Below are 25,407 nucleotides of genomic sequence, written 5' to 3'. Positions count from 1 at the left end.
TCAGCCCGTCAGCCCGTCAGAGACGGGCCCGCGCGGCCTCCATCAGCCGCACCACCGAGTCGTCGGCGACCTCGGCCACCTCGTCGTAGGCGAACCAGCGCAGGTCCAGCGACTCGTCGCTGATCGCCTCGACCGCGCCGGCCAGGGCCAGCGCCGCGTACTGGACGTCCAGGTGCCAGTTGCAGGGGGAGGGGATCGGGTGCCGGTCGAGCCGGACGGGCCCGCCCGGCAGCAGTGTGAGACCGGACACACCGGACTCCTCGGTCGCCTCGCGCAGGGCGGCGGCCGTCAGCGAGACGTCCTCCGGCTCGCAGTGGCCGCCCGTCTGCAGCCACATGTTCAGCTTGCGGTGCAGCGTCAGCAGCACCTGCCCGCGCTCCGGGGCGATCACCAGCGCGCTCGCCGTGAGGTGGCCGGCCTCGCAGGCCTTCCACATCCCGTCCGGGTGCGCCGACAGATGGTCGAGATACGTCCGGCGCAGCTCGGGCTGGTCCTCGTACGCCTTCAGGACGAGGACCGCGTCTTCGTGCAGGCTCACTTGCCGTTGTCACCCTTGCCGTCTTCGCCCTTGGCCCCGGGGCCGTCCTTGGGCTCGTCCTTGCGGGAAGCCGCCTCGCCGAGCATCTTGTCGAGCTCCGAGAAGTCCAGCTGCTCGCGGTGGACGAAGCCGTCCGGGTCGTCCAGGTCGGAGGCGGTCGGCAGCATGTCCGGGTGCTCCCACAGCCCGTCGCGGCCGTCGACCCCGCGCGCGTCCGTGAGCGAGGCCCACAGGCGCGAGGCGTCCCGCAGACGGCGCGGGCGCAGCTGGAGACCGATCAGGGTGGCGAAGGTCTGCTCGGCGGGACCGCCGGTCGCCCGGCGCCGGCGCAGCGTCTCGCGCAGGGCGTCGGCCGAGGTGAGGCGCGGCTTGGCGGCCTCGTGGACCACCGCGTCCACCCAGCCCTCGACCAGTGCCAGAGCCGTCTCCAGACGGGCCAGGGCGGCCTTCTGCTCCGGGGTGTCCTCCGGCTGGAACATGCCCTGCTGAAGGGCTTCCTGAAGCTGCTCGGGGTTGGACACGTCGAGCTGGCCGACCGCGTCCTCCAGCTTCGCCGTGTCGACCTTGATCCCGCGCGCGTAACCCTCGACCGCGCCGAACAGGTGCGAGCGCAGCCACGGCACATGGGCGAAGAGGCGCTGGTGGGCCGCCTCGCGCAGGGCGAGGTAGAGCCGGATCTCGTCCTTCGGGACGCCCAGGTCCTTGCCGAACGTCTCGATGTTCAGCGGCAGCAGCGCGGCCTTGCCGGCCGGGCCGAGCGGCAGTCCGATGTCGGTCGAGCCGACGACCTCGCCCGCCAGGACGCCCACGGCCTGACCGATCTGCTGGCCGAACATGGCGCCGCCCATGGAGCGCATCATGCCGATCAGCGGGCCCGCCATGGCCTGCATCTCCTCGGGCAGCACGCCGCCCATGGCCGCGCCGACGCGCTCGGCGACCGGGTCGACGAGCTCCTTCCAGGCCGGCTGGGTCGCCTCGACCCACTCCGCGCGGCTCCACGCCACGGCCGTCGACGCGCCCGAGGGCAGCGACGTCACCCCGTCCAGCCACAGGTCGGCCAGGCGGACGGCCTCCTCGACGGCGGCGCGCTCGGCCGGGCCGACGCTCTCGTCCTTGGTGCCGTCGGCGGTGCCCTGGGCCACGGTCTGGCGCGCGATCTGCTTGGCCATGTCCCAGTTCACGGGACCGCCCTCGTAGCTGAGCATCTGGCCGAGCTGCTGGAAGGCCGCTCCCAGGTCGTTCGGGTTCAGCGAACCGAACATCGCCGCGAACGGATTGTCCGCGCCGCCGGCCCCGGCACCGAACCCGAACGGATTCGCCGGGCCGCCCTGGTTGCCCTTGCCCTTCTCGTTGCCCTCGTCGCCGTTCTCCGGCTCCTCCGGCGGAAGGCCGAATCCGAATGGGTTGTCACTCACGGGTTTCCTCGGCTCCTAGGGCCGCCGGCTCCTGCCGACGGCGACTGCCCACCAACACCACCAGCGTAGACATCCGGGCCGGATAAGGGCTCGGTGCTCCGCCGACTCTTGGCCTGCGGCAGGATGGACGTCACCTGGTCCGTACGCGTCATTCGTGTACGTACTGAAGACAACCGCTGGAGACGCCCGGTGAGTTCCCCAGATCCGCAGGTTCGCGCAGCGCGAAACCCTTCCCCCTCAGCAGCGCGGGGTCCCGTCGTCGCGGTCACCGGTGCCGCGTCCGGAATCGGCGCGTTGCTCACCGCGCGGCTCGCCGCATCCGAGGAGATCAAGCAGGTCATCGCCATCGACGAGCGCCGGGGCGAGGTGACCGAGGCCACCTGGCACATCCTGGACGTGCGCGACCCGGCGATCGCCGAGAAGCTGCGCGGCGCCGATGTCGTCGTCCATCTGGCGCTCGACCTCGACCTGGAGACCGACGCGGCCGCCCGTACGGCGTACAACGTACGCGGTACGCAGACCGTGCTGACCGCGGCCGCCGCGGCCGGGGTCCACCGGGTCGTGCTGTGCACCTCGGCCATGGTCTACGGGGCGCTGCCCGACAACGACATCCCGCTCTCCGAGGACGCCGAGCTACGGGCCACCGCCGAGGCGACCGGCGTCGGCGACCTGCTGGAGATCGAGCGCCTGGGCCGCCGCGCCCCGCGCGCCCACCCCGGCCTCAACGTCACGGTGGTCCGGCCCGCCGTCCTGGTCGGCGGCACCGACACCGCGCTCACCCGCTACTTCGAGTCGCCGCGCCTCCTGGTGGTCGCCGGATCCCGTCCGACCTGGCAGTTCTGCCACGTCGAGGACCTGTGCAGCGCTCTGGAGTACGCGGCCCTGGAGAAGGTCGACGGGGAGTTCGCGGTCGGCTGCGACGGGTGGCTCGAACAGGAAGAGGTCGAGGAGCTCAGCGGCATCCGGCGGATGGAACTGCCCTCGGCGGTCGCGCTCGGCGCCGCGGCCCGGCTGCACCGGATCGGGCTCACCCCGTCCCCGGCGGGCGACCTGGCGTACACGATGCACCCCTGGGTGGTCAGCGTCGGGCGGCTGCACGACGCGGGCTGGCGGCCGCAGTGGACCAACGAGGAGGTCCTCGCGGAGCTCCTGGAGGAGGCCGCGGGACGACACACCGTGGCGGGGCGCCGGCTGGGCCGGAAGGACGCCACCGCCGCCGGAGCCGCCGGAGCGACGGTCGCCCTGCTGGGAGCGGCCGCGGTGGTCCGCAGGGCCCGCAAGCGCCGGGGGCTGTAGGACCCTCCTACGGAGGGTGTGGGTGACGGGGTGAAAGAGCCATACCGCGATGTCAGTGCGGTACGGCACGATGGGTCCATGGCACAGACGCACTCCGATCACCCCGGCGAGCAGGCGGCGGACGATCCGATCCGGCTGCTTGAGATCCGTGACACCCCGCTCTCCCTGGACGAGGTGTTCCGCGCCGTGGGGGACCCCTCGGCGGGCGGTACCGCGCTCTTCGTCGGCACCGTGCGCGACCACGACGCCGGCGCGGACGTGGCCGCGCTGGGGTACTCGTGCCATCCGACGGCCGAGGCGGAGATGCGCCGAGTGGCCGACAAGGTCGTCGCCGAGTTCCCGGTCCGCGCGCTGGCGGCCGTCCACCGGGTGGGCGAACTGGCCGTGGGCGATCTGGCGGTCGTCGTGGCGGTCTCCTGCCCGCACCGCGGGGAGGCGTTCGCGGCGTGCCGCAAGCTGATCGACGACCTGAAACACGAGGTCCCGATCTGGAAGAACCAGAAGTTCACGGACGGAACCGAGGAGTGGGTCGGCGCGTAGCGCCGTCGTTGAGGGGTGGCGGTCGGGCGACGGGAGGGCGGGTCGGCGCGTAGCGCCGTCGTTGAGGGGTGGCGGTCGGGCGACGGGAGGGCGGGTCGGCGCGTGCTGACCCCCGGAGGGTGCCCCCAACGGGTGAACGGGCCGCCCGTCAGGGTGTCTGAAACCCTGTCGGGGGGATCCGCCCCGATTTGCGTAACCGCACCCCTGCCCCGAGCGTTGATCTCGCAGAGGGTTAATCTGCTGATCTGTCAGTTGCGGACGCTCATTTGGGGACGGGAGGACGGAATGGCTGCACTCATCTGGCTGCTGATTCCGCTTTTCGCTGCTGTCGGCGCGGCGATATGGGCGAGCTGGGCCGCCCGCAATCGCACGACCGGCGACGTCGCGGAACTCGCCGGCTACAGCCGGTTCCGAGAGGCGATGGAGAAATCCCAAGCCGGAACCGAGCCCGTCTGACCCCCCTCTGCGCGCTCCTCGCGCCCCGGCCAGTAGGCGGATGCCGACCCTCCCCGTACGGACCGGCCCCGGCGGTGCACCGACAGGCACGTCCCGTACTGTCGTTCCATGCCACGCCGCACCGCGACGATGCTCGCCTCCACCTTGATCCTGATCGCGTTGCTCTGCGCAGGCGTCCTCATCAAAGTGCCGTACTCGGAGATGTCGCCCGGCCCCACGGTGAACACTCTCGGTGAGGCGCGTGGCGAGCCCGTGCTGCAGATCTCCGGGCACAAGACCTACCCGACGACCGGCCATCTGAACATGACGACGGTCAGGGTCACCGGTGCGGACTACAACATGAACCTGGTCGAGGCTGTCTACGGCTGGCTGGCCCATGACAACAAGGTCGTGCCGCACGACACGCTCTACCCGGACGGCAAGACCGAGGAGCAGTCCTCGCAGGAGAACGCCGAGGAGTTCAGCCAGTCCCAGGAGAGCGCCAAGGTCGCCGCGCTCAACGAGCTGAAGATCCCGGTGAAGTCCTGGGTCATCGTGGCGTCCGTGGTCAAGGGCAGCCCGGCCGAGAACAAGCTGCACGCGGGCGATGTGATCAAGTCCGTCGACGGCTCGCCCGTCAAGGAGCCGGCCGACGTGGCGAAGCTCGTCACCAAGCACCGCCCGGGCCAGAACGTGGTCTTCGCGGTCGTCCCGGCCAAGGAGGCGGCCGCGGCGGAGAAGGCGGGCAAGAAGCCCGAGGGCTCCGAGAACGTCACGATCACCACGGGCAAGGCCAAGGACGGCGACCGGGCGATCGTGGGGATCCAGGCCGGGACCGACCACACCTTCCCGTTCTCCATCGACATCAAGCTCGCGGACGTCGGCGGCCCGAGCGCGGGGCTGATGTTCGCCCTCGGCATCGTCGACAAGCTGACGCCCGGCGATCTGACCGGCGGCAAGTTCATCGCCGGTACGGGGACGATCGACGACGCGGGCAAGGTCGGCCCGATCGGCGGCATCGAGATGAAGCTGATCGGCGCGCGCGGCGCGGGCGCCCGCTACTTCCTGACGCCCGCCGAGAACTGCGCGGCGGCCGCCTCGGACACGCCCAGCGGGCTGACCCTGGTGAAGGTCTCCACCATCGACGACGCGACCAAGGCGCTGGAGAAGCTTCGCAAGGGCGACACGGCCGGTCTGCCGAGCTGCTCGGCGAAGTGACCGGCCGCACCACGCGCGCGTGGTGCGGGAGTGCGTCTCTCACCACGCGCGCGTAGGCGCACCCGTCTCGTAGCGTCAGTAGCGCGCGTTACTCGGCGAAGGTCGCGACCAGCGCCTCGGCGAGGCCCGGGACCAGGCCGGCGCCGGTGAGCACCTCGGTCGGCGAGTCCTTCTCGCGCAGCCGCACCGCCGACTCGCGGGCGCCGTCGCGCAGCACCGCCACGGTCATCCGGACCTCCTGGCGGTCCGGGTGCTTGGCCACCCACTTCGCCAGCTGCTTGTCGTTCATGCCCTCGGGCACGGACGTCTCGGCCGACGGCGGAAGCATCAGGCGCTCCACGGTCAGCGCGCAGCCGACCACCGCGTCCGGCCAGGCGATGGTGCCGAGGAAGTCGTCGAGGGCCCGGCCGGCCGGGATCTCGTCCTGCTCGATGGGGGTCAGCGGGGCGGCCGTGTCGCCCTGGTCGAGGCCGAGTTGGGAGGCCAGTCCCGGCTCCTGCGTACGGAGCTTGGCCGTGTCGACGAGGGCGAACAGGCGGGCCGGCTGGTCCCAGCCGAGGCCGGACGCGTACTCGTCGATTTCCAGTACTGCGCGGGTGAGGGGGCTCGCGGCCATCGGGGGGCCGGAGGGGGAAACGTTGGACATGAGCAACATCCTGCCCTCTTTCACCCCGGGATCGGGAACTGAGTAAAGCCTCAGTAAGTTGCATGAGTGGGCTCTACGATCGCGGGGCCTGCTCAATCGACAGCTAACTTCGAGGTGCGCACCTTGGCTTTCCAGATGCCGGACCGCGGCGGAGGCCCGTCCGGGCCACGGATCAGAGTCGGCCGGCCGTCCCGCCGGGTCCGGACCCTGCTCATGACACTGGGCATCCTGGCCGTGCTGGCCATGGTGTTCGTCATGTTCGCCGGGTTCTGGACGGACTGGCTCTGGTACCGATCGGTGCACTATTCGTCCGTATTCACCACCACCCTGTGGACCAAGATCGGCCTGTTCTCGGTCTTCGGTCTCCTGATGGCCGTGGCCGTCGGCCTCAACATCTGGCTGGCGCACCGGCTGCGTCCGCCGCTCAGCGCGATGTCGCTGGAGCAGCAGAGCCTGGACCGCTACCGGATGGGCATCGCCCCGTTCAAGAAGTGGCTGCTCCTGGGCATCACCGCGCTCGTCGGCCTGATCGCCGGAGCCTCCGCCTCCGGGCAGTGGCGCACCTGGCTGCTGTGGGTCAACGGGGTGCCGTTCGGGCAGAAGGACCCCCAGTTCCACCTGGATGTGTCCTTCTACGCCTTCGACCTGCCCTGGTACCGGTTCCTGGTCGGCTTCGGCTTCGCGGCCACCGTGCTGTCCCTGATCGCCGCCGCCCTGACGCACTACCTGTACGGCGGGCTGCGGATCACCAGCCCCGGAGCGCGCGCCACCGGCGCGGCCACCGGGCACCTGTCGGTGCTGCTCGGCGTCTTCGTCGCCCTGAAGGCCGTGGCGTACTGGCTCGACCGGTACGGGCTGGCGGTGAAGTCCAGCGACTTCAAGGCCAGCAGCAACTGGACGGGTCTGCGGTACGTGGACGCCAACGCCTATCTGCCGGCGAAGACGATCCTCTTCTGCATCGCCGTCATCTGCGCGCTGCTCTTCTTCGCGACGCTGTGGCGCCGCACCTGGCAGCTTCCGGTGATCGGCTTCGGCCTGATGGTCCTCTCGGCCATCCTGATCGGCGGGCTCTACCCGGCGATCGTCCAGAAGTTCCAGGTCCAGCCGAACGAGCAGGCCAAGGAAGCGCCGTACATCCAGAAGAACATCGACGCCACGCGCAAGGCGTACGGCATCGACGCCACCGAGGTGAAGGACTACAAGGGGACGACCGCGGCGGAGGACAACGGCAAGCTGCGCGCGGACGCCGACACGGCCGCCAGCTACCGGCTGATCGACCCCAATGTCGTCACCCCGGCCTTCCAGCAGCTCCAGCAGGAGCGCAAGTACTACCAGTTCGCCGTACCGCTGGACGTGGACCGCTACACGGACAAGGACGGCAAGGAGCAGGACACGGTCGTCGGTCTGCGCGAGCTGAACCTCAACGGCATCGACAAGCGCAACTGGATCAACGACCACTTCACCTACACCCACGGCTACGGTGTGATCGCGGCCAAGGGCACCAGCGTGGACTCCACGGGCTCCCCGGACTTCACCGAGTCCGGACTGCCCACCACCGGCCAGCTCGGCGACTACGAGCAGAAGATCTACTACGGCGAGAAGACCGAGCAGTACTCGATCGTCGGCGGTCCGCAGAAGGAGCTCGACTACGAGGCCGAGGGCAAGGGCCAGGAGACGACGAGCTTCAAGGGCAAGGGCGGGGTCAACCTGTCCAACCCCTTCAACCGCGCCGCGTACGCGGTGGCCTTCAGTGAGCCGCAGATCCTGTACTCGGGAGCCATCGGCGAGGGCTCGAAGATCCTCTACAACCGCACCCCGAAGCAGCGCGTGGAGGCGGTCGCCCCGTGGCTGACCATCGACGGAGACCCCTACCCGGCCAAGATCGGCAAGCGGATCCAGTGGGTCGTCGACGCGTACACCACGACCAACGGCTATCCCTACGCTTCGCGTACGACGCTCGGTGAGACGACGGCGGATTCGCTGACCACCCGCCAGCGCGCGGTGGTGGCCCAGCAGAACCAGGTCAACTACATCCGCAACTCGGTGAAGGCCACCGTCGACGCGTACGACGGCACGGTCACGCTGTACCAGTGGGACACCAAGGACCCGGTCCTGAAGACCTGGATGAAGGCGTTCCCGGGCACGGTGAAGCCGAAGACCGACATCTCCCCGGAGCTCCTGGCCCATCTGCGGTACCCGCAGGACATGTTCAAGGTCCAGCGCGAGCTGCTCACCCGCTACCACGTCACCAACCCCGCCCAGTTCTACAGCGGCAGTGACGCGTGGCAGGTGCCGGACGACCCGACCAACAAGGACGGCGTCGCGGTTCCGCCGTACTACCTGTCGATGAAGATGCCGGGCGCCGAGACGCAGGGGAAGAAGTTCTCCCTGACCACGACGTTCACGCCGAACGGACGGCCCAACCTGGGCGGGTTCATGGCGATCGACGCGGACGCGGCGAGCAAGGACTTCGGCACGATCAGACTGCTCAGGGTCACGGACAACGTCCAGGGCCCGCAACAGGTGCAGAGCAAGCTGAACGGTCTGCCGGAGGTCGCCGAGTTCGTACGGAACCTGCGCGGCAGCGACTCCGAGATCGACTACGGCAATCTGCTGACCGTGCCACTGGGCGGCGGGTTCCTGTACATCGAGCCGGTCTACGCGCGCGGTGGCTCCGCCAACTACCCGCTCCTGAAGAAGGTCGGCGTCTCCTACGGGGACAAGACCGTATTCAAGGACACCCTGGCGCAGGCGCTGAACGCGGTGTTCGGCGTGGACGGCTCCGAGCCGCCCGCGACCAAGCCGCCGACGGACACCACCAAGCCGCCGTCCACCGGGACGAACGCCACGGTGGAGCAGGCCATCAAGGACGCCCAGAAGGCGTGGGACGACGGCCAGAAGGCGCTGCAGAAGGGCGACTTCGCGGCGTACGGCAAGGCTCAGCAGGAGCTCCAGGCGGCCCTGCAGCGCGCCGCCGAGGCCGAGTCCAAGGCCAAGGGGTCCACCGGCGGAACCACCGGCGGCGGGTAAGCCGGTCAAAGCTCCGTTCCGCGTCGTGATACGTTGTATTCACCGACGCGGGGTGGAGCAGCTCGGTAGCTCGCTGGGCTCATAACCCAGAGGTCGCAGGTTCAAATCCTGTCCCCGCTACTCACGGACGAGGGCCCGGATCCATCAGGATCCGGGCCCTCGTCGATTTGTGCGTCCGGATGTGCCTCTGCTGCGTTTGGCTTATCTCTCTGTGGGCATGTCGACAAAACGCTGAAGTGACCTCACTGGCTGCGGTATACCAGGTGTACGGCGGTTGCGGGTGGTGCGACGATGGTATTTATGGGGGACAGGGCAACTCTGTTGGAGACAGGGCGGTTTGCGCGGATGCGCTCCGATGACGCCGCCGATGCCGAGACCGAGGCACGGCACCGGCGTGCTGCCGACAGCGGCGACGCCGCGTCCATGAGCGTTCTCGGCTCCCTGCTGCTGCGCCGCGGCGACCTCGACAGCGCCGAGCCCTATCTGCGCGGCGCCACCGCCGAGGGCGACCGTGCTGCGGCCAACAACCTGGGCGTGCTGCTGCACCAGCGCGGCTACGCCGACGAGGCGGCCGGGTGGTGGCGCATCGCCGCCGTCGCGGGCTCCGCCGCCGCGGCGCACGCGCTGGGCCGCCACTATCGCGAGCGCGGCGACGAGCCGGCGGCCGAGTACTGGCTGCGCCAGTCCGCCGAGCAGGGCCATGCGCTGGGGGCGTACGCCCTCGCGGACCTGCTGGAACACCGCAGCGACGTGGGCGCCGAGCGCTGGCTGCGCGCCGCCGCCGAGCAGGGCCACCGGGAGGCCGCGTACCGCCTTGCCCGGCTCATCGACCAGCGGGCCGAGCACGACGGCGGCGAGCCTGACATCGCTGTCGAGGCCGAGCCGGACGCCGAGGCCAGGGCGGCCGAGGCCGAGCAGTGGTACCGCCAGGCGGCCGCGCGCGGCCATCGGCGGGCCGCGCTGCACCTCGGCGCGATCCTGGAGAAGCGCGGCGAGCTGAAGGAGGCCGGGCGCTGGTATCTGACCTCGGCCAAGGACGGCGAGGCCAAGGCGGCCTGCGCGCTCGGGTTCCTGCTGCGGGACGCGGGCGATGAGGAGAGCGCGGCCGTGTGGTGGCTGCGGGCCGCCCAGGACGGCGACGGCAACGCCGCCAACGCCCTGGGCGCGCTGCACGCGGCCCGGGGCGAGCCGCAGACCGCCGAGCGCTGGTACCGGGCGGCGATGGACGCCGGGGACGACAACGGGGCGTACAACCTGGCGCTGCTCTGCGCCGCCCAGGAGCGGACCGCGCAGGCCGAGCAGTGGTACCGGCGGGCCGCGTACGCGGGGCACCGCGAGGCGGCCAACGCGCTCGCCGTGCTGCTGCTCCAGGCCGGCGACGCGACCGGCGCCGAGCCGTGGTTCTCCAAGGCGGCCGAGGCGGGCAGCGTGGACGCGGCCTTCAACCTGGGCATCCTCTTCGCCAGCCGCGACGACGACCACGCCGCCCTGAAGTGGTACGAGCGGGCGGCGGCGGCCGGGCACACCGAGGCGGCCCTCCAGGTCGGCATGGCGCTGCTCAGGGACGGCGAGGAGGCGGCCGCCGAGCGGCATCTGCGGTGCGCGGCGGGCGGCGGCAGCGCGGAGGCGGCGTTCCGGCTCGCCACCGTGCTCGACGCGCGCCAGCCGCCGCAGGGTGCGCCGGTGCTCGGCGAGCCGCTGGCCGAGAAGACGGAGTGCGAGGAGTGGTACGAGCGGGCGGCCGGGCAGGGGCACCGGCGTGCCCAGGTCCGCGTCGGCATGCTCGCGGCGGCCCGCGGCGACCAGGACGGCGCCGCGCGCTGGTACCGGGAGGCGGCCGAGGCGGGCAGCCGCAACGGCGCCTTCAACCTCGGGCTGCTGCTCGCCCGCGAGGGGCGGGAGCGGGAGGCCGCGCTGTGGTGGACCCGGGCCGCCAACGCGGGGCACGGGCGCGCGGCGCTGCGGCTCGCGCTGCTCGCCGCGCGGTGCGGGGAGCTGGCCGAGGGGCAGCGGTGGTGCGCCCGGGCCGTGGAGCTGGGACCGGCGGAGGTCGCGGAGCGTGCGGCGCGGCTACGGGAGGCGCTGCACCAGGAGCTGACCGCCTAGCCCTGTGCACCCCGGTGCGCACGCTGGGTGCGCCGATCGGGTTTGCGCTGGTCGGCGGGGTGACGTACTGTTGGGTTCACCGACGCGGGGTGGAGCAGCTCGGTAGCTCGCTGGGCTCATAACCCAGAGGTCGCAGGTTCAAATCCTGTCCCCGCTACCAAAGAATTCAGGGCCTGGATCCGAATGGATCCGGGCCCTGAGTCATTTCCGGGTGCAGGCCGGCGGGCGGTTTGTGCCCACCCGGTTCCGCCCTTGCGGAACGCATGCCGACACACCACGGGAAACGGGAAGGCGCAGCCCACACGACCGCCGCCGTCCGCCGGCCGCTCTCTAGGCCGTCGTGCAGTTCGGGCAGATCCCCCGGTAAGTGACCTCTACGTCCGAGATCGTGAAGCCGAAGCGTTCCGTCGCGGGGAGGTCGGAGAGCGGGTTGCCCGTGGGGTGGACGTCGCGGATCGCGCCGCACCGGGCGCAGACCAGGTGCTGGTGGGGCTGGTGCGCGTTCGGGTCGTACCGCTTGGCGCGGCGGTCCGTGGAGACCTCGATGACCTCACCCAGCGTCACCATCTCGCCCAGCGTGTTGTAGACGGTCGCGCGGGAGATCTCGGGGAGCTTCGCCACAGCGCGCGCGTGGACCTCGTCCGCCGTCAGGTGCATGTGGTCCCCGTCGAGGACCTCGGCCACGACGCGCCGCTGTGCGGTCATACGCCAGCCGCGTCCGCGAAGTCGTTCCAACAGGTCACTCATAAGGGCCAGCCTAACAGCCGGGGGAGCGGTATCCCGAACGGGTGTGACTTTGGATGGTCACTTGACTTAGACAATGTCCATTGTAGGATCGGAACCGGCAAACGCCAAGGGACAGGACTTGCAGTAATGACGCAGGAGGCGCACGTGACGCACGGACCGCTCACCACGGAGGCCGGCGCGCCGGTGGCCGACAACCAGAACAGCGAGACCGCGGGCATCGGCGGTCCCGTGCTGGTCCAGGACCAGGCCCTCCTGGAGAAGCTCGCGCACTTCAACCGGGAGCGCATCCCGGAGCGCATAGTCCACGCGCGCGGTGCGGGTGCGTACGGCACGTTCACGCTGACCCGTGACGTCTCACAGTGGACGCGCGCGAAGTTCCTCTCCGAGGTCGGCAAGCAGACCGAGACGTTCCTGCGCTTCTCCACCGTCGCCGGCAACCTCGGCTCGGCCGACGCCGTGCGCGACCCGCGCGGCTTCGCGCTGAAGTTCTACACGGAGGAGGGGAACTACGACCTGGTCGGGAACAACACGCCCGTCTTCTTCATCAAGGACGCCATCAAGTTCCCCGACTTCATCCACACCCAGAAGCGCGACCCGTACACGGGCTCCCAGGAGGCCGACAACGTCTGGGACTTCTGGGGGCTGAGCCCCGAGTCGACGCACCAGGTCACCTGGCTCTTCGGGGACCGCGGCATCCCGGCCACGCTGCGCCACATGAACGGGTACGGCTCGCACACGTACCAGTGGAACAACGAGGCGGGCGAGGTCTTCTGGGTCAAGTACCACTTCAAGACCGACCAGGGCATCAAGAACCTCACCCAGGCCGAGGCCAACAAGCTCGCCGGTGAGGACCCGGACAGCCACCAGCGCGACCTGCGCGAGGCCATCGAGCGCGGCGAGTTCCCGAGCTGGACGGTGCAGGTGCAGATCATGCCCGCCGCCGACGCCGCGGGCTACCGCTTCAACCCGTTCGACCTCACCAAGGTGTGGCCGCACGCGGACTACCCGCCGATCGAGATCGGCAAGCTGGAGCTCAACCGCAACCCGGAGAACATCTTCGCCGAGGTCGAGCAGTCCGTCTTCAGCCCGGCGCACTTCGTGCCCGGCATCGGCCCGTCCCCGGACAAGATGCTCCAGGGCCGCCTCTTCGCGTACGGCGACGCGCACCGCTACCGCGTCGGCATCAACGCCGACCACCTGCCGGTGAACCGCCCGCACGCCACCGAGGCGCGCACCAACTCCCGCGACGGCTATCTCTACGACGGCCGCCACAAGGGCACGAAGAACTACGAGCCGAACAGCTTCGGCGGCCCGCGCCAGACGGACCGTCCGCTGTGGCAGCCGGTTCCGGTCGCGGGCGCGACGGGCAACCACGCGGCGCCGGTCCACGCCGAGGACGACGACTTCGTCCAGGCGGGCAACCTCTACCGGATGTACTCCGAGGACGAGAAGGCCCGGCTGATCGAGAACCTCTCCGGCTTCATCGCCAAGGTCTCGCGCGACGACATCGCCGAGCGCGCGATCGACAACTTCCGCAAGGCGGACGGAGACTTCGGCAAGCGGCTGGAGGCCGCGGTCCAGGCACTGCGCGGCTGAACAGCACTGGATCGCTTGTCGTAGGCAGCCAGAGGGCCGGATCCCCGCGGGGGCCCGGCCCTCTGCGCGTGCGCGTGCGCGGGGGCGGTTCAGCCGACCAGCTCGGCCGGGTGGCGGCGGCTGGGGGCCCAGCATCGGATGATGTCCCGGACGGAGACCACGCCGACCGGGCCGTCCCCGTCGAGGACGATCAGATGACGGAAGCCGCCGTGCGACATCGCGTCGGCCGCCTCGTCCAGGGTCCAGCCCGGCGCCGCGAACACGACGTCGGTGGTGGTGTGCGTACTCGCGGTCTCGCGGTCCGGGTCCTGGCCCTGGCCCAGGGAGTTGAGGATGTCGCGCTCGGTGAGGATGCCGAGCCCGCTGGTGTCGGTGTCGAGGACGACGGCCGCTCCGACGCGGCGCGCGGCCATCAGCCGGGCCGCCTGACGGAGGGTGTGCGCGGGTCCGATGGTGAGGACCACCGTGCTCATGGCGTCACGGACGAGCATGGATGGAGCCACCTCCTTGGTGAACCCCCGTGTCCCGTACGGAAGTACGGGACAACGAGAACGGATTCACAAGTTCACAAGTGGGGGGACTCCTAGAGTCGCATCAGGCTTGCGCGTCAACAAGAGGGTGGTAGAGGCAAGTTGAGGGGCGCGTAAAAGTATGACCCACGCCCCTCTCGCGCCTCAGCCGCGCGACCGCATCGGGGGCGCGCCTCAGTCCGCCGTGCCCACGTAGTTCAGCAGCTCGTCGTGGAGCAGACCGTTGGAGGCCGCCGCGTTGCCGCTGTGCGGGCCCTCCTGGCCGTCCAGACCGGTGAAGACGCCGCCCGCCTCCTGTACCACGATCACGTTCGCCGCCATGTCCCACAGCGACAGCTCCGGCTCGGCGCAGATGTCCACCGATCCCTCGGCGACCATCATGTACGGCCAGAAGTCGCCGTACGCGCGCGTGCGCCAGCACGCCCGGGTCAGATCCAGGAAGTCGTCGATCTTGCCGCGCTCCTCCCAGCCGCTCAGCGAGGAGTACGCGAACGACGCGTCCGCCAGCCGCGACACACTGGAGACCCGCAGCCGGGTCGCCTGTGACAGGCTGCGGCCGGTGTACGCGCCGTGCCCCTTCGCCGCCCACCAGCGCCGGTTCAGGGCGGGCGCCGACACCACGCCGACCACCGGCCGGTAGCCGCCCTCGCCCGCCTCCATCAGCGCGATCAGCGTCGCCCAGACCGGCACCCCGCGCACGTAGTTCTTGGTGCCGTCGATCGGGTCGATCACCCAGCGGCGCGGACCCGTGCCCTCCAGGCCGTACTCCTCGCCCAGGACCGCGTCCCGTGGCCGTGCCCGCTGGAGATGGCCGCGGATGAGCTCCTCGGCGGCCTTGTCGGCCTCGCTCACCGGCGTCATGTCCGGCTTGGTCTCGACCTTCAGGTCGAGCGCCTTGAACCGGTCCATCGTGGCGGCGTCGGCGGCGTCCGCGAGGACGTGGGCGAGACGCAGATCATCGTGGTAGTCGGGCATGGCCACCACCGTATCGACCAGCACCTCCGGCGACCACATGGCCCGGGATGCGGACACCGGCCGGCGTACCCGTACCGCCCGCCCCGGCTATTGACAGTGCCGGGGCACGCGTCAACCCTGAGGACGAGCTCCCCCACGCTCCCAAGGGGCAGGGGGACCCCCATCACCCGGGGAGCCGCGATGCCCACAGCGCGAGAAGCCCTACTGGACGCCAGTCTCTCCGCGCTCTCCACACGGCCCTGGCCGACGGTACGGATGGTGGACGTGGCCTCGGCCGCGGGGGTGTCCCGGCAGACCCTCTACAACGAGTTCGGCAGCAAGGAGGGCCTCGCGCGCGCCCTGGTGCGGCGCGAGGCCGACGTCTATCTGCGCGGGGTCGACCGCGTCCTCGCCGAGCGGGCGGTCCCGGCCGACCGGCTGGTCGCGCTCGCCGAGTGGACCGTGCGCTCGGCCCGCACCAGCGCGCTGATCAGGGCGCTGCTCACCGGCTGCTGGGGCGAGCGACTGCCCGCCCCGCGCGCCCGCCGCCCGCTCGGCGCGCACTCTCCCGTACCGGCGCAGCGGCGCGCGGACGCCGGGGTTCCGGGCCCGTCCGAGCTGGTGGCGACGGTACGGGACCGCTCGCTCGCGGCGCTGGAGAAGGAACTGCCCGCCGTGGAGCCGGTGGAGCTGGCGCGCTGCTGCGAGACGGTGGTGCGGCTCGCCCTTTCGTACGTCATGGCGCCGGATCCGGGACCGCCCGGGGCGCACGGCGGGGGCGGGCATGCGGCCCAGATCCGCGCGGTGCTCGCCCGCACGCCGATGCGGCCGGCGTCGTAACCCCGGAGGCGGAGTGCTCGTGGCTCAGTGCGCCGAGCCCGAGATCTGGAGGCCGATCACGCCCACGATCACCAGCGAGATCGACACCAGCTTCAGCGTGGAGACCACGTCGTCGAGGAAGACCATGCCGTAGATCGCGGTGCCCGCCGCGCCGATGCCGGTCCACACCGCGTACGCCGGACCCACGTCCAGCTTCTTCAGGGAGAGGGTCAGCAGACCGAACGAGCCGAGCGCGAAGGCCGCGAAGGCGATGGTCGGGCCGAGCCGGGTGAAGCCGTGCGACAGTTTGAGACAGACGGCGAACCCCGTCTCCAGGATCCCGGCGACCACCACCAGCAGCCACGCCATGTCCAGTGCCTCCCGCAACGCATAGGTGACTGCTCGTCATCGCCAGGGCCTGTCCGGCGGATCTGGTCGGCACGCGGGGGGACAGGCCCTAGACGCGATTATGCACGGGCCGCCCGTCAGTCGCCCTCGTGGCGCTCCCGGCTGGCGAGCAGCCGGCGCAGCGAGTAGAGCCTGGCCGGGTCGGCGTGCCCCTCAGCCACCCAGGCGTCGAGCGCGCACTCCGCCTCGTCGTGGCTGCACGCGCGCGGGCAGTTCTCGGTGCCGGGCATCAGATCCGGGAAGGCGAGGATGACCCGGGACGGGTCGACGTGGTGCAGGCCGAACGACCGTACGCCCGGGGTGTCGATCACCCAGCCTCCGTGCTCGCTGGCCAGCGGCAGCGCCAGCGCCGAGGTGGTGGTGTGGCGGCCGCGGCCGGTGACCGCGTTCACATGGCCGGTGATCCGGCGGCGGTCCTCCGGGACCAGCGCGTTGACCAGCGTCGTCTTGCCGACGCCGGAGTGGCCGACGAAGGCGGTGACCTTGCCGTCGAGCTGCTCGCGCACCCGGTCCGCCGCGTCGCCGTTGTAGAGCTCCTCGCGGGAGGTGACGACATGGGGGACGCCCAACGCCCCGTAGTTCTCCAGGAGTTCGTCCGCCGAGGCGAGGTCCGACTTGGTGAGCACGAGCAGCGGCGAGAGCCCCGCGTCGTACGCCGCGACCAGACAGCGGTCGATCATGCGCGGGCGCGGCTCGGGGTCGGCGAGCGCGGTGACGATGGCCAGTTGATCGGCGTTGGCGACGATCACCCGCTCGAACGGGTCGTCGTCGTCGGCCGTGCGGCGCAGCACCGAGCTGCGCTCCGAGATGCGCACGATGCGCGCCAGAGTGTCCTTGTCACCGGACAGATCACCGACGATCATGACCCGGTCGCCCACCACCGCGGCCTTGCGGCCCAGTTCACGGGCCTTCATGGCGTGGATCGTGCGGTCACCGACGAGGCAGGTGAGGCGGCCCCGGTCGACGGTGAGGACCATGCCCTCCGAGGCGTCCTCGTGCTTGGGGCGGATGTTGGTGCGGGGACGGTTGCCCTTGCGGTTGGGGCGGACCCGGATGTCGTCCTCGTCGGGGTTCTTGCCGTAGCGGCGCATCTGCTCAGGCCCCGCTCAGTTTCCGGCCCCGGTCAGCATCCCGGTCCACATCCGCGGGAAGTCCGGCAGGGTCTTCGCGGTCGTCGCCACGTTCTCGATCTGGACGCCCTCGACGGCGAGGCCGATGATCGACCCGGCCGTGGCCATCCGGTGGTCGTCGTACGTGTGGAAGACGCCGCCGTGCAGCCGGCGCGGGCGGATGTGCAGACCGTCGGCGGTCTCGGTGACGTCGCCGCCGAGCTCGTTGATCTCCTTGGTGAGGGCCGCCAGGCGGTCCGTCTCGTGCAGCCGCAGATGGGCCACGCCGCGCAGCGTCGAGGGAGAGTCGGCGAGCGCCGCGACCGCCGCGATGCCCGGGGTGAGCTCGCCGACCTCGCTCAGGTCCACGTCGATGCCGTGGATCGAGCCGGAGCCGCTGAACACCAGTCCCCGGTCGGTCAGCTCGCAGGAACCGCCCATCTCGGTGAAGATCCGGCGCAGCTGGTCGCCCGGCTGGGTGGTGCGCTGCGGCCAGTCCGGGACGGTCACCTTGCCGCCGGTGATCAGGGCGGCCGCCAGGAACGGCTGGGCGTTGGAGAGGTCCGGCTCGACCGTCAGATCGCGGCCGAGCAGCGCGGACGGCGAGACCCGCCACACGTTCGGCTCGCCGCCGGTCTCCGGCTCGTCCACCTGCGCGCCGACCGAGCGCAGCATGTCGACGGTCATCCGGATGTGCGGCATGGACGGCAGCGAGGCGCCGGTGTGCCGCACCTCCACGCCCTGGTTGAAGCGGGGCGCGGAGAGCAGCAGGGCGGAGACGAACTGGGACGAGGAGGACGCGTCGATCCGGACCCGGCCGCCGTCGAGGGCGCCGCCGCCGTGCACGGTGAGCGGAAGCGCGCCCCTGCCGTCGTCGTCGATCCGCGCGCCCAGCGCGCGCAGCGCGTCGATCACACCGTTCAGGGGCCGTTCGTACGAGCGGGGGTCGCCGTCGAAGCGGATGGGTCCGTCGGCGAGGGCGGCGACGGGGGGCAGGAAGCGCATGACCGTACCGGCGTTGCCGACGTCGATCGTGGCGGGGCCGTGCAGACCGGCCGGGATCACGCGCCAGGCCTCGCCGGAGCCGTCGGGGCCGACGCCCTCCTCGATGCCGACGCCGAGGGCCCGCAGCGCCTCGGCCATCAGCAGGGTGTCGCGGGAGCGCAGGGGGCGGCGCAGCCAGCCGGGCTCGGCGGCCAGCGAGGCCAGTACCAGCGCACGGTTGGTGACCGATTTGGATCCGGGCACGGTGACCGTCGCGTCGACGGCTCCGCTTGCGACAGGGGCGGGCCAGAGGGCGGGGTGCACGGGCGTTTCGGTCATGGCTCTCACTTTAGTGGGGGGAGAACCTAGAGTCCGAGCAGCCACCGTCCGCCGCCGATGAGCGAGCAGATCGATACGGCGTGGAAGAGGAACAGCCAGAGCGCCGGTGGTACGTGGGTGAGCCGCCCGAGCTGGTCCGCGTCCGAGTCGCCGCTGTTGTGCCTGCGCCGCTTGCCCTGGAGCTCGAAGGCCGGCCGTACACCTCCCAGCAGCAGGAACCACACCACCGCGTACGCGAACGCCGACTGCACATCGGGCGAGGTCAGCCAGGACACCAGCAGGAAGGCGGCGCCGCTGAGGACCACGGTGAGGACGCCGTACGCGTTGCGGATCATCACCAGCATCACGAGCAGCAGGGCGGTGGCGAGCCAGAGCAGCAGGGTGACGTGGTGGGCGGCGAGCAGCCAGGCGCCGCCGAGGCCGAGCAGCGGGGGAGCGGTGTAGCCGGCGGCGGCGGTCAGGATCATGCCGAGGCCGGTCGGGCGGCCCCGGCTCACGGTGAGGCCGCTGGTGTCGGAGTGCAGCCGGATGCCGTCCAGGCGGCGGCCCGTGAGCAACGCGACCAGGCCGTGGCCGCCCTCGTGGGCGATGGTGATCGCGTTGCGCGATACCCGCCAGACGCCGTGCGGGAGGACGACGGCGAGGGCGGCTATCCCGGTGGCGATTACCAGCCACTGGGCGGGTGCGGCCTGGGTGCCGAAGATGTGCAGGTCGGGCATTTCGTCGGCCATTTCCGGGACGGCTCCTCTTGATCGGCTGCCGCGTGGCAGTGTGACTGTCATGTGTGGGAGGTATGCAGCGAGTCGTGGTCCCGAGGATCTCGCGGAAATCTTTGAAATAGAGAAGTGGGACCCGGATCCGCAGGAGACGCTGGCGCCCGACTGGAACGTGGCCCCGACCAAAGAGGTCTACGCGGTCCTCGAACGTCCCCTGAAAGACGCGGACGACCGCCGTCCGGTTCGCCAGCTGCGCAAGCTGAAGTGGGGGCTCGTGCCGTCCTGGGCGGGCTCGCCCGAGGGGGCGGCGCGGATGATCAACGCGCGGGCGGAGACGGTGCACGAGAAGCCGTCGTACCGCCGGCCCTTCGCGGCCCGCCGCTGCATCATCCCGGCCGACGGCTACTACGAGTGGGTCACCGCGGCGGACGAGCGGGAGCTGGAGGTCGAGGGCAAGAAGAAGCGGGCGCGCAAGCAGCCGTACTTCATCTCGCCGGCGGACGGGTCGGTGTTCGCCATGGCCGGGCTGTACGAGTTCTGGCGCGACCGTTCGCTGCCGGACGACCATCCCGGGGCCTGGTGGGCGACGTGCTCGGTGATCACGACCGAGGCGGAGACGGGGCCGCTGGGTGTCGCTCCGGCGGAGGGGCCGTCGTCGCTGGCGGCGATCCATCCCCGGATGCCGCTGATGCTGCCGCCGTCTCGGTGGGGGGCTTGGCTGGATCCGTCCCTTACGGGGGTGGAGGAGCTTCGGGGGTTGCTTTCGGCGCCGGCTGAGGGGTTGATGCGGGCGTACGCCGTCTCTACGGCGGTCAGCAATGTGCGGAACAACGGGCCGGAGCTGGTGGAGGAACGGGCGGCGCCGGAGGAGCCGACGCTGTTTTAGCCGGGGTTTTGGCCCCCGCCGCGCCCGTTCCCGCTGTGACATGTGCGGCTCCGCCGCGTGGCCTCCGGGGGGTGGGGGTTGAGCTGGCCTCCCGGGGGCTAGGCCCCCGGCCCCCGTCGCGGGGCCTGCGGCTCCTGCACCCGCTTACGGGGCTGCGCTCCCGGTACCTCCGCGCTGGGCCTGCGCCCCGGGACCCCCCGCGCTGGGCCTGCGCCCCTGCACCCTGCTCCGGGGCTCCGCCCCGTGCCCCGGCGCGGGGGTGGGTGGGTTGCCTGGGCTGCGCCCTCGCCCCCGTTCGTCTGCGGGCTGTCTGTGGCTGGTCGCGCAGTTCCCCCGCTCCTGCAGGGGCGGGGCCTGCGGCCCCTGCCCCGCTCCTCGAATGCCGAGGGCCGGGATGGCTCCTCGCACGCCGGAGTGGCTGAAATGTGGCCAGGCCCCCTTCTGCTTTCAGGGGCGCGGGGAACTGCGCGACCAGCCCCCACCGACCCCGCAGACGAACACGCCCCCCGGACGGGCAGCCCCGCAGACGAAGCCCCGCCCGGCAGGATGGGACCCGTGACCCAGACCCAGACCCAGCTCATCGAGACGCCCGCCGGGGATGCCCGGATCACCTGGCATCACGCGGCGGACGCCCGGCTCGTACTCGCCCTTGGGCACGGCGCCGGTGGGGGCGTCGAAGCGCGGGATCTTCAGGCCATCGCCTCCGCGCTGCCAGGCCGCGGCCTCGGCGTCGCCCTCGTCGAGCAGCCCTGGCGCGTCGCCGGGAAGAAAGTGGCGCCCGCGCCCAAGACGCTCGACGTGGGGTGGCGGGCCGTGTGGCCCGCCCTCACGGCGTCGGGGCTGCCCGTCGTCGCCGGGGGGCGCAGCGCCGGGGCCCGGGTCGCCTGCCGGACCGCCGGCGAGCTCGGCGCGCACGCCGTGCTCGCGCTGAGCTTCCCGCTGCACCCGCCCGGCCGCCCCGAGAAGTCCCGCGCGGACGAGCTGCTCGGCACCGGGGTGCCCACCCTCGTCGTACAGGGCGGGAACGATCCCTTCGGGCGGCCGGAGGAGTTCCCGGAAGGGGAGGAGGACAAGTACGAGCTCGTGGAAGTGGCCTTTGGGGACCATGGGTTCGCCGTCCCCAAGCGCGCCCCCCTCAGCCAGGACGAGGCCTTGGGGATCATCGTCGAAGCGGTGGGGCGGTGGGCCGCCGCGCTCCCGGGAATGCCGAGTACCGGACCGCTGTTGTGACGGACGTAAACATCCGTAGGCCTGGTATTTCGTGGAGAGGGAGTCCGTCGCATGGGTTCGACCATCTGCCCCGGCCGCTCGCGCGCCGCTGACCTTGAGTGGACCGTGCTGTCGGCGGCGAAGACCGCTCCTATTCGAGCGGCGGGCGGACCGGATCGTCGTCTATCCTCCGATTCGAGTGGGTCCAGCTTCGGACTCGCCACACCGTTCGAGGAGGTGGGTCCGGTCACAGGGACCGACGACGACCACGCGGAAGAGTCGACCGCCGAGCGAAACGCGCGCTTCGAGCGGGATGCCCTCGGCTACCTCGACCAGATGTACTCGGCCGCGCTGCGCATGACGCGCAACCCCGCCGATGCCGAGGACCTGGTGCAGGAGACCTACGCGAAGGCGTACGGATCCTTCCACCAGTTCCGGGAGGGCACGAACCTCAAGGCTTGGCTCTACCGGATTCTCACCAACACCTTCATCAACTCGTACCGGAAGAAGCAGCGCGAACCCCAGCGCAGCGCCGCCGAGGAGATCGAGGACTGGCAGCTCGCGCGCGCGGAGTCGCACATGTCGACCGGACTGCGGTCGGCCGAGTCGCAGGCGCTGGACCACCTGCCCGACTCCGATGTGAAGGAAGCGCTCCAGGCGATCCCCGAGGAGTTCCGTATCGCCGTGTATCTGGCGGACGTAGAGGGCTTTGCGTACAAGGAGATCGCGGACATCATGGGTACACCCATCGGTACGGTGATGTCCCGGCTGCACCGGGGCCGCCGCCAACTGCGCGGAATGCTGGAGGACTACGCCCGTGACCGCGGGCTCGTCCCGGCCGGCGCCGGTGAGTCGGACGAAGCGAAAGGCTCGGGCTCATGAGCTGCGGAGAGCCGCACGAGACGGACTGCTCTGAGGTCCTGGACCATCTCTACGAGTTCCTCGACCACGAGATGCCCGACAGCGACTGCAACAAGTTCGAGGTGCACTTCGAGGAATGCTCGCCGTGCTTGGAGAAGTACGGGCTTGAGCAGGCCGTGAAGAAGCTGGTCAAGCGGTGCTGCGGGTCGGACGACGTCCCCGCCGATCTGCGGTCCAAGGTCATGGGCCGGATCGACCTGATCCGCTCCGGGCAGGCCGTGCCGGACCAGGACATCGTCACCGAGAGCTGAGCCGGAACAGTTCAGGGAACGGTTCACCGTTCCACAGGAAGGGCCGCAACCACGGGGTGCGGTCCTTTTTCTGTCTCTCGAAGATCTCCCGACGTCTCTCCGAGGCCTCTCCGAGGTCACTCGAAGGTGCTAATCCGGCGTGACCGAAGCGGTTCAATCCGACAATGCGCCTACTTGCCGTCCCGCGCGGGCCTATCCTCCCGATCCGGAGCAGGAGGGAGGCGTGCCATGGACGGACCGCAGCGGCGGGCCCTGCCCTGGGGGGCGCGCGCCGTTCTGCTGGGCGCCGTCGTGGCCGCCGGGGCGTGCGCGTTACCCGTGGCGCGTGGAAGCGTCCCCTGGGGCGCGTTCGGGCTGCTCGCCGGTCTGTACGCGCTCTGCGAATGGCCCGCGCGCTGCCCCTTCCTCGCCAATGGGGTCTCCCCTGCTCGAACGAAGTTGAGAGCTTGGGGATGGGTCACCGTCCCGACCGGCGCCGGCTCCTTCTTCCCCGTCCTGCTCGCCGCCGCGTTCCTGCTGCCGCCCGCCGCCGCCGCGCTGGCCGCCGTCCCCGGCGCGCTCCTCGGCCGGGTCGAGCAGCCGCCCCGGGCCCCGCGCCGCGTCTGGCGCGCCGCCCAGCTGGCGCTCGCCGTGGGCGCCGCCGCCGAGGTGCACGAACGGTTCGGCGGGCGCGCGTCGCTCGGCGGCACCCCGGCGGCCCTCGCCCCCGACTTCCCGTACGTCCTGCTGCCCGCCGGGGCGGCCGCGCTGGTCTTCTGCGCGGTCCTGGCCGCGCTGGACGGGCTGATCCTGTGGACCGCCGAGCGGCTGCCCGCCCGCACCGCCTGGCGCGGGCTGCTGCTGCGCTCGCTGGCCCCGTACTGCGTCCACGGGCTCGCCGGGCTGATGATGGCCGTGCTCTGGCGCAGCCCGTACGGCCCGCCCGCCGCCCTCCTGGTGCTGCTGCCGATGTACATCTCGTGCTGGGTCTTCGCCCAGTACCACCGCGAGCACGCCGCCCACCAGGCCACCATCCGGGCCCTGGTGCAGGCCGTCGACATCAAGGACACCTACACGCGCGGCCACAGCGAGCGCGTCGGTCTTGCCTCCGTGCTGATCGCCCGGGAACTCGGGATGGAGGGGAGCCGGTTGGAGGTGCTGCGGTTCGCCGGGATCCTGCACGACGTGGGCAAGCTGGGGGTGCCGACCCGGCTGCTGCGCAAGGACGGGCCGCTCACCCCGCAGGAGCGCGCGGTGATCGAGCTGCACCCCGAGTACGGCCACGAGATGGTGCGCGGGATCGGCTTCCTCGGCGAGGCGCGCGCCGCGATCCTGCACCACCACGAGCGGCTCGACGGCAGCGGCTATCCGTACGGCCTGGCAGGCCCCCAGATCCCCGAGTTCGCCCGGGTGGTCGCCGTCGCCGACGCCTTCGACGCGATGACCTCGACCCGCTCCTACAGCCGCGCCCGGCCGGTCGGGGCGGCGGTCGAGGAGCTGGAGCGGTGTGCCGGGCGCCAGTTCGACCCCGCGATCGTACGGGCGCTGGTGCGCGCGCTCGACCGGCACGGCTGGCACCCCGCGGTGACGGCGGACGAGCCGGACCGGGGCGGGGGAGGCGGACGAGGAAACGTCCCGGCGTGCGACGCCGCCCCGGCCGGGCACGCATGAGCCCCGCCGAAGCGCGTCCGCTGCCGTTCACCGTCGCCGGGGTGTACGGGGCCGCCGCCGCGCTCACCGTCTGGGCGCTGGCCTGGACCCTCTGGTACGGGGTCGTCGAGCCCGGGGTCGCGCTCGCCTTCGGGGCCCTCGTCGCCGTCGGGGAGCTGGCCCGCTGGGGCTCCCCGGGTGAGGAGCGGGAGTCCGCGCCGCTCGGTTCGGCGGGCGCCCTCGCATACGCCCTGCTCGGCCAGAACGCCGGGCACGCCACCCACCACGGTGTCCTCCAGGCCGTCGCCGTCGTCCTCGCCGCCGCACTGGTCGGCGCCGTCCCGCACGTGGCCCTGGGCCGGGGCCCGACCCTGGACCAGGTGGCCCGGCGGGTGCTGACCGTCGCCTTCGCCGCCGCCTGCTTCCAGCCGCTCTACAACTCCGGCACCCTGGGTCTGTGGGTCGGGCACGGCCCGTACTACGCGCTCTTCCTGCTCCTCGTCCTGGTGCTCACCGCGCTGTGCGACGCGGTCGTGGCCGCCGCGCTGGTGCGGGCCCGCACCTCCTTCCCGTACGGCCCGCTGCTCCGCGACGAGCTGCGCGCGCTCCTCGGCGTCGGCTCGGCGGTCTGCGCCACCGGGGCCGTCATCGCGCTCGCGGTCGCCGTGGCGGGGCTGTGGGCGCTGCCGCTGTTCTGCGTGCCGCTGCTCCTCACCCAGCTGGCGTTCCGCCGGTACGCGGCGGTGCGCACCACCTACCGGCAGACCATCACCTCGCTCGCGCGGGCCACCGAGATCGCCGGGTACACGCAGCCGGGCCACGCCCGCCGGGTCGCGGTGCTCAGCCGGGCCGTGGGGCGCGAGCTGGGGCTCTCCGAGTCCGAGCTGACCGTCCTTGAGTACGCGGCCCTGATGCACGACATCGGGCAGCTCTCGCTGGTGGACCCGGTGCCCGGCGGGGCCACCGCACCGCTGCCCGGGGGGGGGGGGGGGGGGGGGGGGGGGGTGGGGGGGGGGGGGGGGGTGGGGGGGAGGGGGGGGGGGGGGGGGGGGGGGGGGGGGGGGGGGGGGGGGGAGGGGGGGCGG

At 71.5% G+C, this 25,407-nt stretch carries 24 protein-coding genes and 2 tRNA genes; 16 read left to right on the top strand and 10 right to left on the bottom strand.

Annotated features, from left to right (window positions below; all coding sequences use genetic code 11):
• Positions 1-16 precede the first annotated feature (16 nt).
• Both ACZ499_RS29270 and ACZ499_RS29265 read right to left on the bottom strand, forming a co-directional pair.
• Positions 17-538: an NUDIX hydrolase gene (locus ACZ499_RS29270; protein WP_468679271.1), complete on the bottom strand. Its 522-nt coding sequence runs from the start codon at positions 536-538 to the stop codon at positions 17-19.
• Complete coding sequence (locus ACZ499_RS29265; protein WP_468679270.1) at positions 535-1,953, bottom strand: zinc-dependent metalloprotease; 1,419 nt, start codon at positions 1,951-1,953, stop codon at positions 535-537. Before ACZ499_RS29265 ends, ACZ499_RS29270 begins: the two co-directional genes overlap by 4 nt.
• A 189-nt stretch (positions 1,954-2,142) precedes the next feature.
• Here ACZ499_RS29265 and ACZ499_RS29260 point away from each other — a divergent pair, with 189 nt between their 5' ends.
• From ACZ499_RS29260 to ACZ499_RS29245, 4 genes are all read left to right on the top strand, one after another.
• Positions 2,143-3,249 carry an SDR family oxidoreductase gene (locus ACZ499_RS29260; RefSeq protein ID WP_468679269.1) on the top strand — a complete coding sequence of 369 codons (1,107 nt, stop codon included), beginning with the start codon at positions 2,143-2,145 and terminating at the stop codon, positions 3,247-3,249.
• A 78-nt stretch (positions 3,250-3,327) separates the two neighbouring features.
• Positions 3,328-3,789: a molybdenum cofactor biosynthesis protein MoaE gene (locus ACZ499_RS29255; RefSeq protein ID WP_468679268.1), complete on the top strand. Its 462-nt coding sequence runs from the start codon at positions 3,328-3,330 to the stop codon at positions 3,787-3,789.
• A gap of 285 nt (positions 3,790-4,074) precedes the next feature.
• Positions 4,075-4,245, top strand: a complete 171-nt coding sequence (locus ACZ499_RS29250; protein ID WP_468679267.1) for a hypothetical protein — start codon at positions 4,075-4,077, stop codon at positions 4,243-4,245.
• A 108-nt stretch (positions 4,246-4,353) separates the two neighbouring features.
• Complete coding sequence (locus ACZ499_RS29245) at positions 4,354-5,442, top strand: YlbL family protein (protein ID WP_468679266.1); 1,089 nt, start codon at positions 4,354-4,356, stop codon at positions 5,440-5,442.
• Positions 5,443-5,530: 88 nt separating this feature from the next.
• On the opposite strand, the gene ACZ499_RS29240 is transcribed toward ACZ499_RS29245, so the two are convergent.
• Positions 5,531-6,097 (bottom strand): PPA1309 family protein, encoded by a 567-nt coding sequence (locus ACZ499_RS29240; RefSeq protein WP_385534044.1) that lies wholly within the window; start codon positions 6,095-6,097, stop codon positions 5,531-5,533.
• Positions 6,098-6,223: 126 nt separating this feature from the next.
• On the opposite strand from ACZ499_RS29240, the gene ACZ499_RS29235 reads away from it, so the two are divergent.
• From ACZ499_RS29235 to ACZ499_RS29220, 4 genes are all read left to right on the top strand, one after another.
• The gene (locus ACZ499_RS29235) at positions 6,224-9,118 is read left to right on the top strand and encodes a UPF0182 family membrane protein (RefSeq protein ID WP_468679295.1); all 2,895 of its coding nucleotides are present in this window, start codon (positions 6,224-6,226) and stop codon (positions 9,116-9,118) included.
• Between the two features lie 46 nt (positions 9,119-9,164).
• Positions 9,165-9,238, top strand: a tRNA-Met gene (locus ACZ499_RS29230).
• A gap of 225 nt (positions 9,239-9,463) precedes the next feature.
• Positions 9,464-11,224: a tetratricopeptide repeat protein gene (locus tag ACZ499_RS29225; RefSeq protein ID WP_468679265.1), complete on the top strand. Its 1,761-nt coding sequence runs from the start codon at positions 9,464-9,466 to the stop codon at positions 11,222-11,224.
• Positions 11,225-11,307: 83 nt separating this feature from the next.
• Positions 11,308-11,384, top strand: a tRNA-Met gene (locus ACZ499_RS29220).
• 170 nt (positions 11,385-11,554) lie between these two features.
• On the opposite strand, the gene ACZ499_RS29215 is transcribed toward ACZ499_RS29220, so the two are convergent.
• A complete protein-coding gene (locus ACZ499_RS29215) occupies positions 11,555-11,971 on the bottom strand; it encodes a Fur family transcriptional regulator (RefSeq protein ID WP_385534050.1) in 417 nt (138 codons plus the stop codon).
• A 144-nt stretch (positions 11,972-12,115) separates the two neighbouring features.
• Between ACZ499_RS29215 and ACZ499_RS29210 the strand changes: the two genes are divergently transcribed.
• Positions 12,116-13,567: a catalase gene (locus tag ACZ499_RS29210; protein ID WP_468679264.1), complete on the top strand. Its 1,452-nt coding sequence runs from the start codon at positions 12,116-12,118 to the stop codon at positions 13,565-13,567.
• 89 nt (positions 13,568-13,656) lie between these two features.
• Here ACZ499_RS29210 and ACZ499_RS29205 read toward each other — a convergent pair whose 3' ends face one another.
• Both ACZ499_RS29205 and hisN read right to left on the bottom strand, forming a co-directional pair.
• The gene (locus ACZ499_RS29205; RefSeq protein WP_468679263.1) at positions 13,657-14,058 is read right to left on the bottom strand and encodes a CBS domain-containing protein; all 402 of its coding nucleotides are present in this window, start codon (positions 14,056-14,058) and stop codon (positions 13,657-13,659) included.
• Positions 14,059-14,271: 213 nt separating this feature from the next.
• The gene (gene hisN / locus ACZ499_RS29200) at positions 14,272-15,072 is read right to left on the bottom strand and encodes a histidinol-phosphatase (RefSeq protein WP_468406442.1); all 801 of its coding nucleotides are present in this window, start codon (positions 15,070-15,072) and stop codon (positions 14,272-14,274) included.
• 180 nt (positions 15,073-15,252) lie between these two features.
• On the opposite strand from hisN, the gene ACZ499_RS29195 reads away from it, so the two are divergent.
• A complete protein-coding gene (locus ACZ499_RS29195) occupies positions 15,253-15,891 on the top strand; it encodes a TetR/AcrR family transcriptional regulator (RefSeq protein ID WP_468679262.1) in 639 nt (212 codons plus the stop codon).
• 24 nt (positions 15,892-15,915) lie between these two features.
• Here ACZ499_RS29195 and ACZ499_RS29190 read toward each other — a convergent pair whose 3' ends face one another.
• The 4 genes from ACZ499_RS29190 to ACZ499_RS29175 all read right to left on the bottom strand — a co-directional run bounded on the left by ACZ499_RS29190 (position 15,916) and on the right by ACZ499_RS29175 (position 19,441).
• On the bottom strand, positions 15,916-16,239 hold the full coding sequence (locus tag ACZ499_RS29190; protein WP_329401624.1) for a DMT family transporter: 324 nt from the start codon (positions 16,237-16,239) through the stop codon (positions 15,916-15,918).
• A gap of 116 nt (positions 16,240-16,355) precedes the next feature.
• Positions 16,356-17,369 (bottom strand): ribosome small subunit-dependent GTPase A, encoded by a 1,014-nt coding sequence (rsgA, locus tag ACZ499_RS29185; RefSeq protein ID WP_468406437.1) that lies wholly within the window; start codon positions 17,367-17,369, stop codon positions 16,356-16,358.
• A 15-nt stretch (positions 17,370-17,384) separates the two neighbouring features.
• A complete protein-coding gene (aroA, locus tag ACZ499_RS29180) occupies positions 17,385-18,710 on the bottom strand; it encodes a 3-phosphoshikimate 1-carboxyvinyltransferase (RefSeq protein WP_468679261.1) in 1,326 nt (441 codons plus the stop codon).
• A 26-nt stretch (positions 18,711-18,736) separates the two neighbouring features.
• Complete coding sequence (locus ACZ499_RS29175) at positions 18,737-19,441, bottom strand: M50 family metallopeptidase (RefSeq protein WP_468679260.1); 705 nt, start codon at positions 19,439-19,441, stop codon at positions 18,737-18,739.
• Positions 19,442-19,490: 49 nt separating this feature from the next.
• On the opposite strand from ACZ499_RS29175, the gene ACZ499_RS29170 reads away from it, so the two are divergent.
• The 6 genes from ACZ499_RS29170 to ACZ499_RS29145 form a co-directional block, all read left to right on the top strand.
• Positions 19,491-20,312 (top strand): SOS response-associated peptidase, encoded by an 822-nt coding sequence (locus ACZ499_RS29170; protein ID WP_468679259.1) that lies wholly within the window; start codon positions 19,491-19,493, stop codon positions 20,310-20,312.
• 546 nt (positions 20,313-20,858) lie between these two features.
• On the top strand, positions 20,859-21,542 hold the full coding sequence (locus ACZ499_RS29165; protein WP_468679258.1) for an alpha/beta hydrolase family protein: 684 nt from the start codon (positions 20,859-20,861) through the stop codon (positions 21,540-21,542).
• 216 nt (positions 21,543-21,758) lie between these two features.
• Positions 21,759-22,403, top strand: a complete 645-nt coding sequence (locus ACZ499_RS29160) for a sigma-70 family RNA polymerase sigma factor (RefSeq protein WP_385534079.1) — start codon at positions 21,759-21,761, stop codon at positions 22,401-22,403.
• Positions 22,400-22,693 carry a mycothiol system anti-sigma-R factor gene (gene rsrA / locus ACZ499_RS29155; RefSeq protein WP_371654607.1) on the top strand — a complete coding sequence of 98 codons (294 nt, stop codon included), beginning with the start codon at positions 22,400-22,402 and terminating at the stop codon, positions 22,691-22,693. The genes ACZ499_RS29160 and rsrA overlap by 4 nt, the downstream gene beginning before the upstream one ends.
• A gap of 228 nt (positions 22,694-22,921) precedes the next feature.
• Positions 22,922-24,343, top strand: coding sequence for an HD-GYP domain-containing protein (locus ACZ499_RS29150; RefSeq protein ID WP_468406425.1), 1,422 nt, complete (start codon positions 22,922-22,924; stop codon positions 24,341-24,343).
• The coding region (locus tag ACZ499_RS29145; protein WP_468679257.1) for an HD-GYP domain-containing protein at positions 24,340-25,407 on the top strand (1,068 nt) is incomplete at its 3' end. The genes ACZ499_RS29150 and ACZ499_RS29145, both read left to right, overlap by 4 nt.

It is taken from the genome of Streptomyces sp. NPDC031265, assembly GCF_055570295.1.
This window is presented reverse-complemented; position numbering and strand designations above follow the sequence as displayed.

What these genes read in the sequence shown, in the direction of transcription:
- ACZ499_RS29215 (WP_385534050.1), bottom strand. Translation starts at nt 11,971, where the DNA reads ATGAGTGACCTGTTGGAACGACTTCGCGGACGCGGCTGGCGTATGACC.
- aroA (WP_468679261.1), bottom strand. Translation starts at nt 18,710, where the DNA reads ATGACCGAAACGCCCGTGCACCCCGCCCTCTGGCCCGCCCCTGTCGCA.
- ACZ499_RS29150 (WP_468406425.1), top strand. Translation starts at nt 22,922, where the DNA reads ATGGACGGACCGCAGCGGCGGGCCCTGCCCTGGGGGGCGCGCGCCGTT.
- rsgA (WP_468406437.1), bottom strand. Translation starts at nt 17,369, where the DNA reads ATGCGCCGCTACGGCAAGAACCCCGACGAGGACGACATCCGGGTCCGC.
- ACZ499_RS29165 (WP_468679258.1), top strand. Translation starts at nt 20,859, where the DNA reads ATGGGACCCGTGACCCAGACCCAGACCCAGCTCATCGAGACGCCCGCC.
- ACZ499_RS29250 (WP_468679267.1), top strand. Translation starts at nt 4,075, where the DNA reads ATGGCTGCACTCATCTGGCTGCTGATTCCGCTTTTCGCTGCTGTCGGC.
- hisN (WP_468406442.1), bottom strand. Translation starts at nt 15,072, where the DNA reads ATGCCCGACTACCACGATGATCTGCGTCTCGCCCACGTCCTCGCGGAC.
- ACZ499_RS29240 (WP_385534044.1), bottom strand. Translation starts at nt 6,097, where the DNA reads ATGTTGCTCATGTCCAACGTTTCCCCCTCCGGCCCCCCGATGGCCGCG.
- ACZ499_RS29170 (WP_468679259.1), top strand. Translation starts at nt 19,491, where the DNA reads ATGTGTGGGAGGTATGCAGCGAGTCGTGGTCCCGAGGATCTCGCGGAA.
- ACZ499_RS29235 (WP_468679295.1), top strand. Translation starts at nt 6,224, where the DNA reads ATGCCGGACCGCGGCGGAGGCCCGTCCGGGCCACGGATCAGAGTCGGC.
- ACZ499_RS29195 (WP_468679262.1), top strand. Translation starts at nt 15,253, where the DNA reads ATGCCCACAGCGCGAGAAGCCCTACTGGACGCCAGTCTCTCCGCGCTC.
- ACZ499_RS29205 (WP_468679263.1), bottom strand. Translation starts at nt 14,058, where the DNA reads ATGCTCGTCCGTGACGCCATGAGCACGGTGGTCCTCACCATCGGACCC.
- ACZ499_RS29175 (WP_468679260.1), bottom strand. Translation starts at nt 19,441, where the DNA reads ATGGCCGACGAAATGCCCGACCTGCACATCTTCGGCACCCAGGCCGCA.
- ACZ499_RS29255 (WP_468679268.1), top strand. Translation starts at nt 3,328, where the DNA reads ATGGCACAGACGCACTCCGATCACCCCGGCGAGCAGGCGGCGGACGAT.
- ACZ499_RS29245 (WP_468679266.1), top strand. Translation starts at nt 4,354, where the DNA reads ATGCCACGCCGCACCGCGACGATGCTCGCCTCCACCTTGATCCTGATC.
- ACZ499_RS29190 (WP_329401624.1), bottom strand. Translation starts at nt 16,239, where the DNA reads ATGGCGTGGCTGCTGGTGGTGGTCGCCGGGATCCTGGAGACGGGGTTC.
- rsrA (WP_371654607.1), top strand. Translation starts at nt 22,400, where the DNA reads ATGAGCTGCGGAGAGCCGCACGAGACGGACTGCTCTGAGGTCCTGGAC.
- ACZ499_RS29225 (WP_468679265.1), top strand. Translation starts at nt 9,464, where the DNA reads ATGCGCTCCGATGACGCCGCCGATGCCGAGACCGAGGCACGGCACCGG.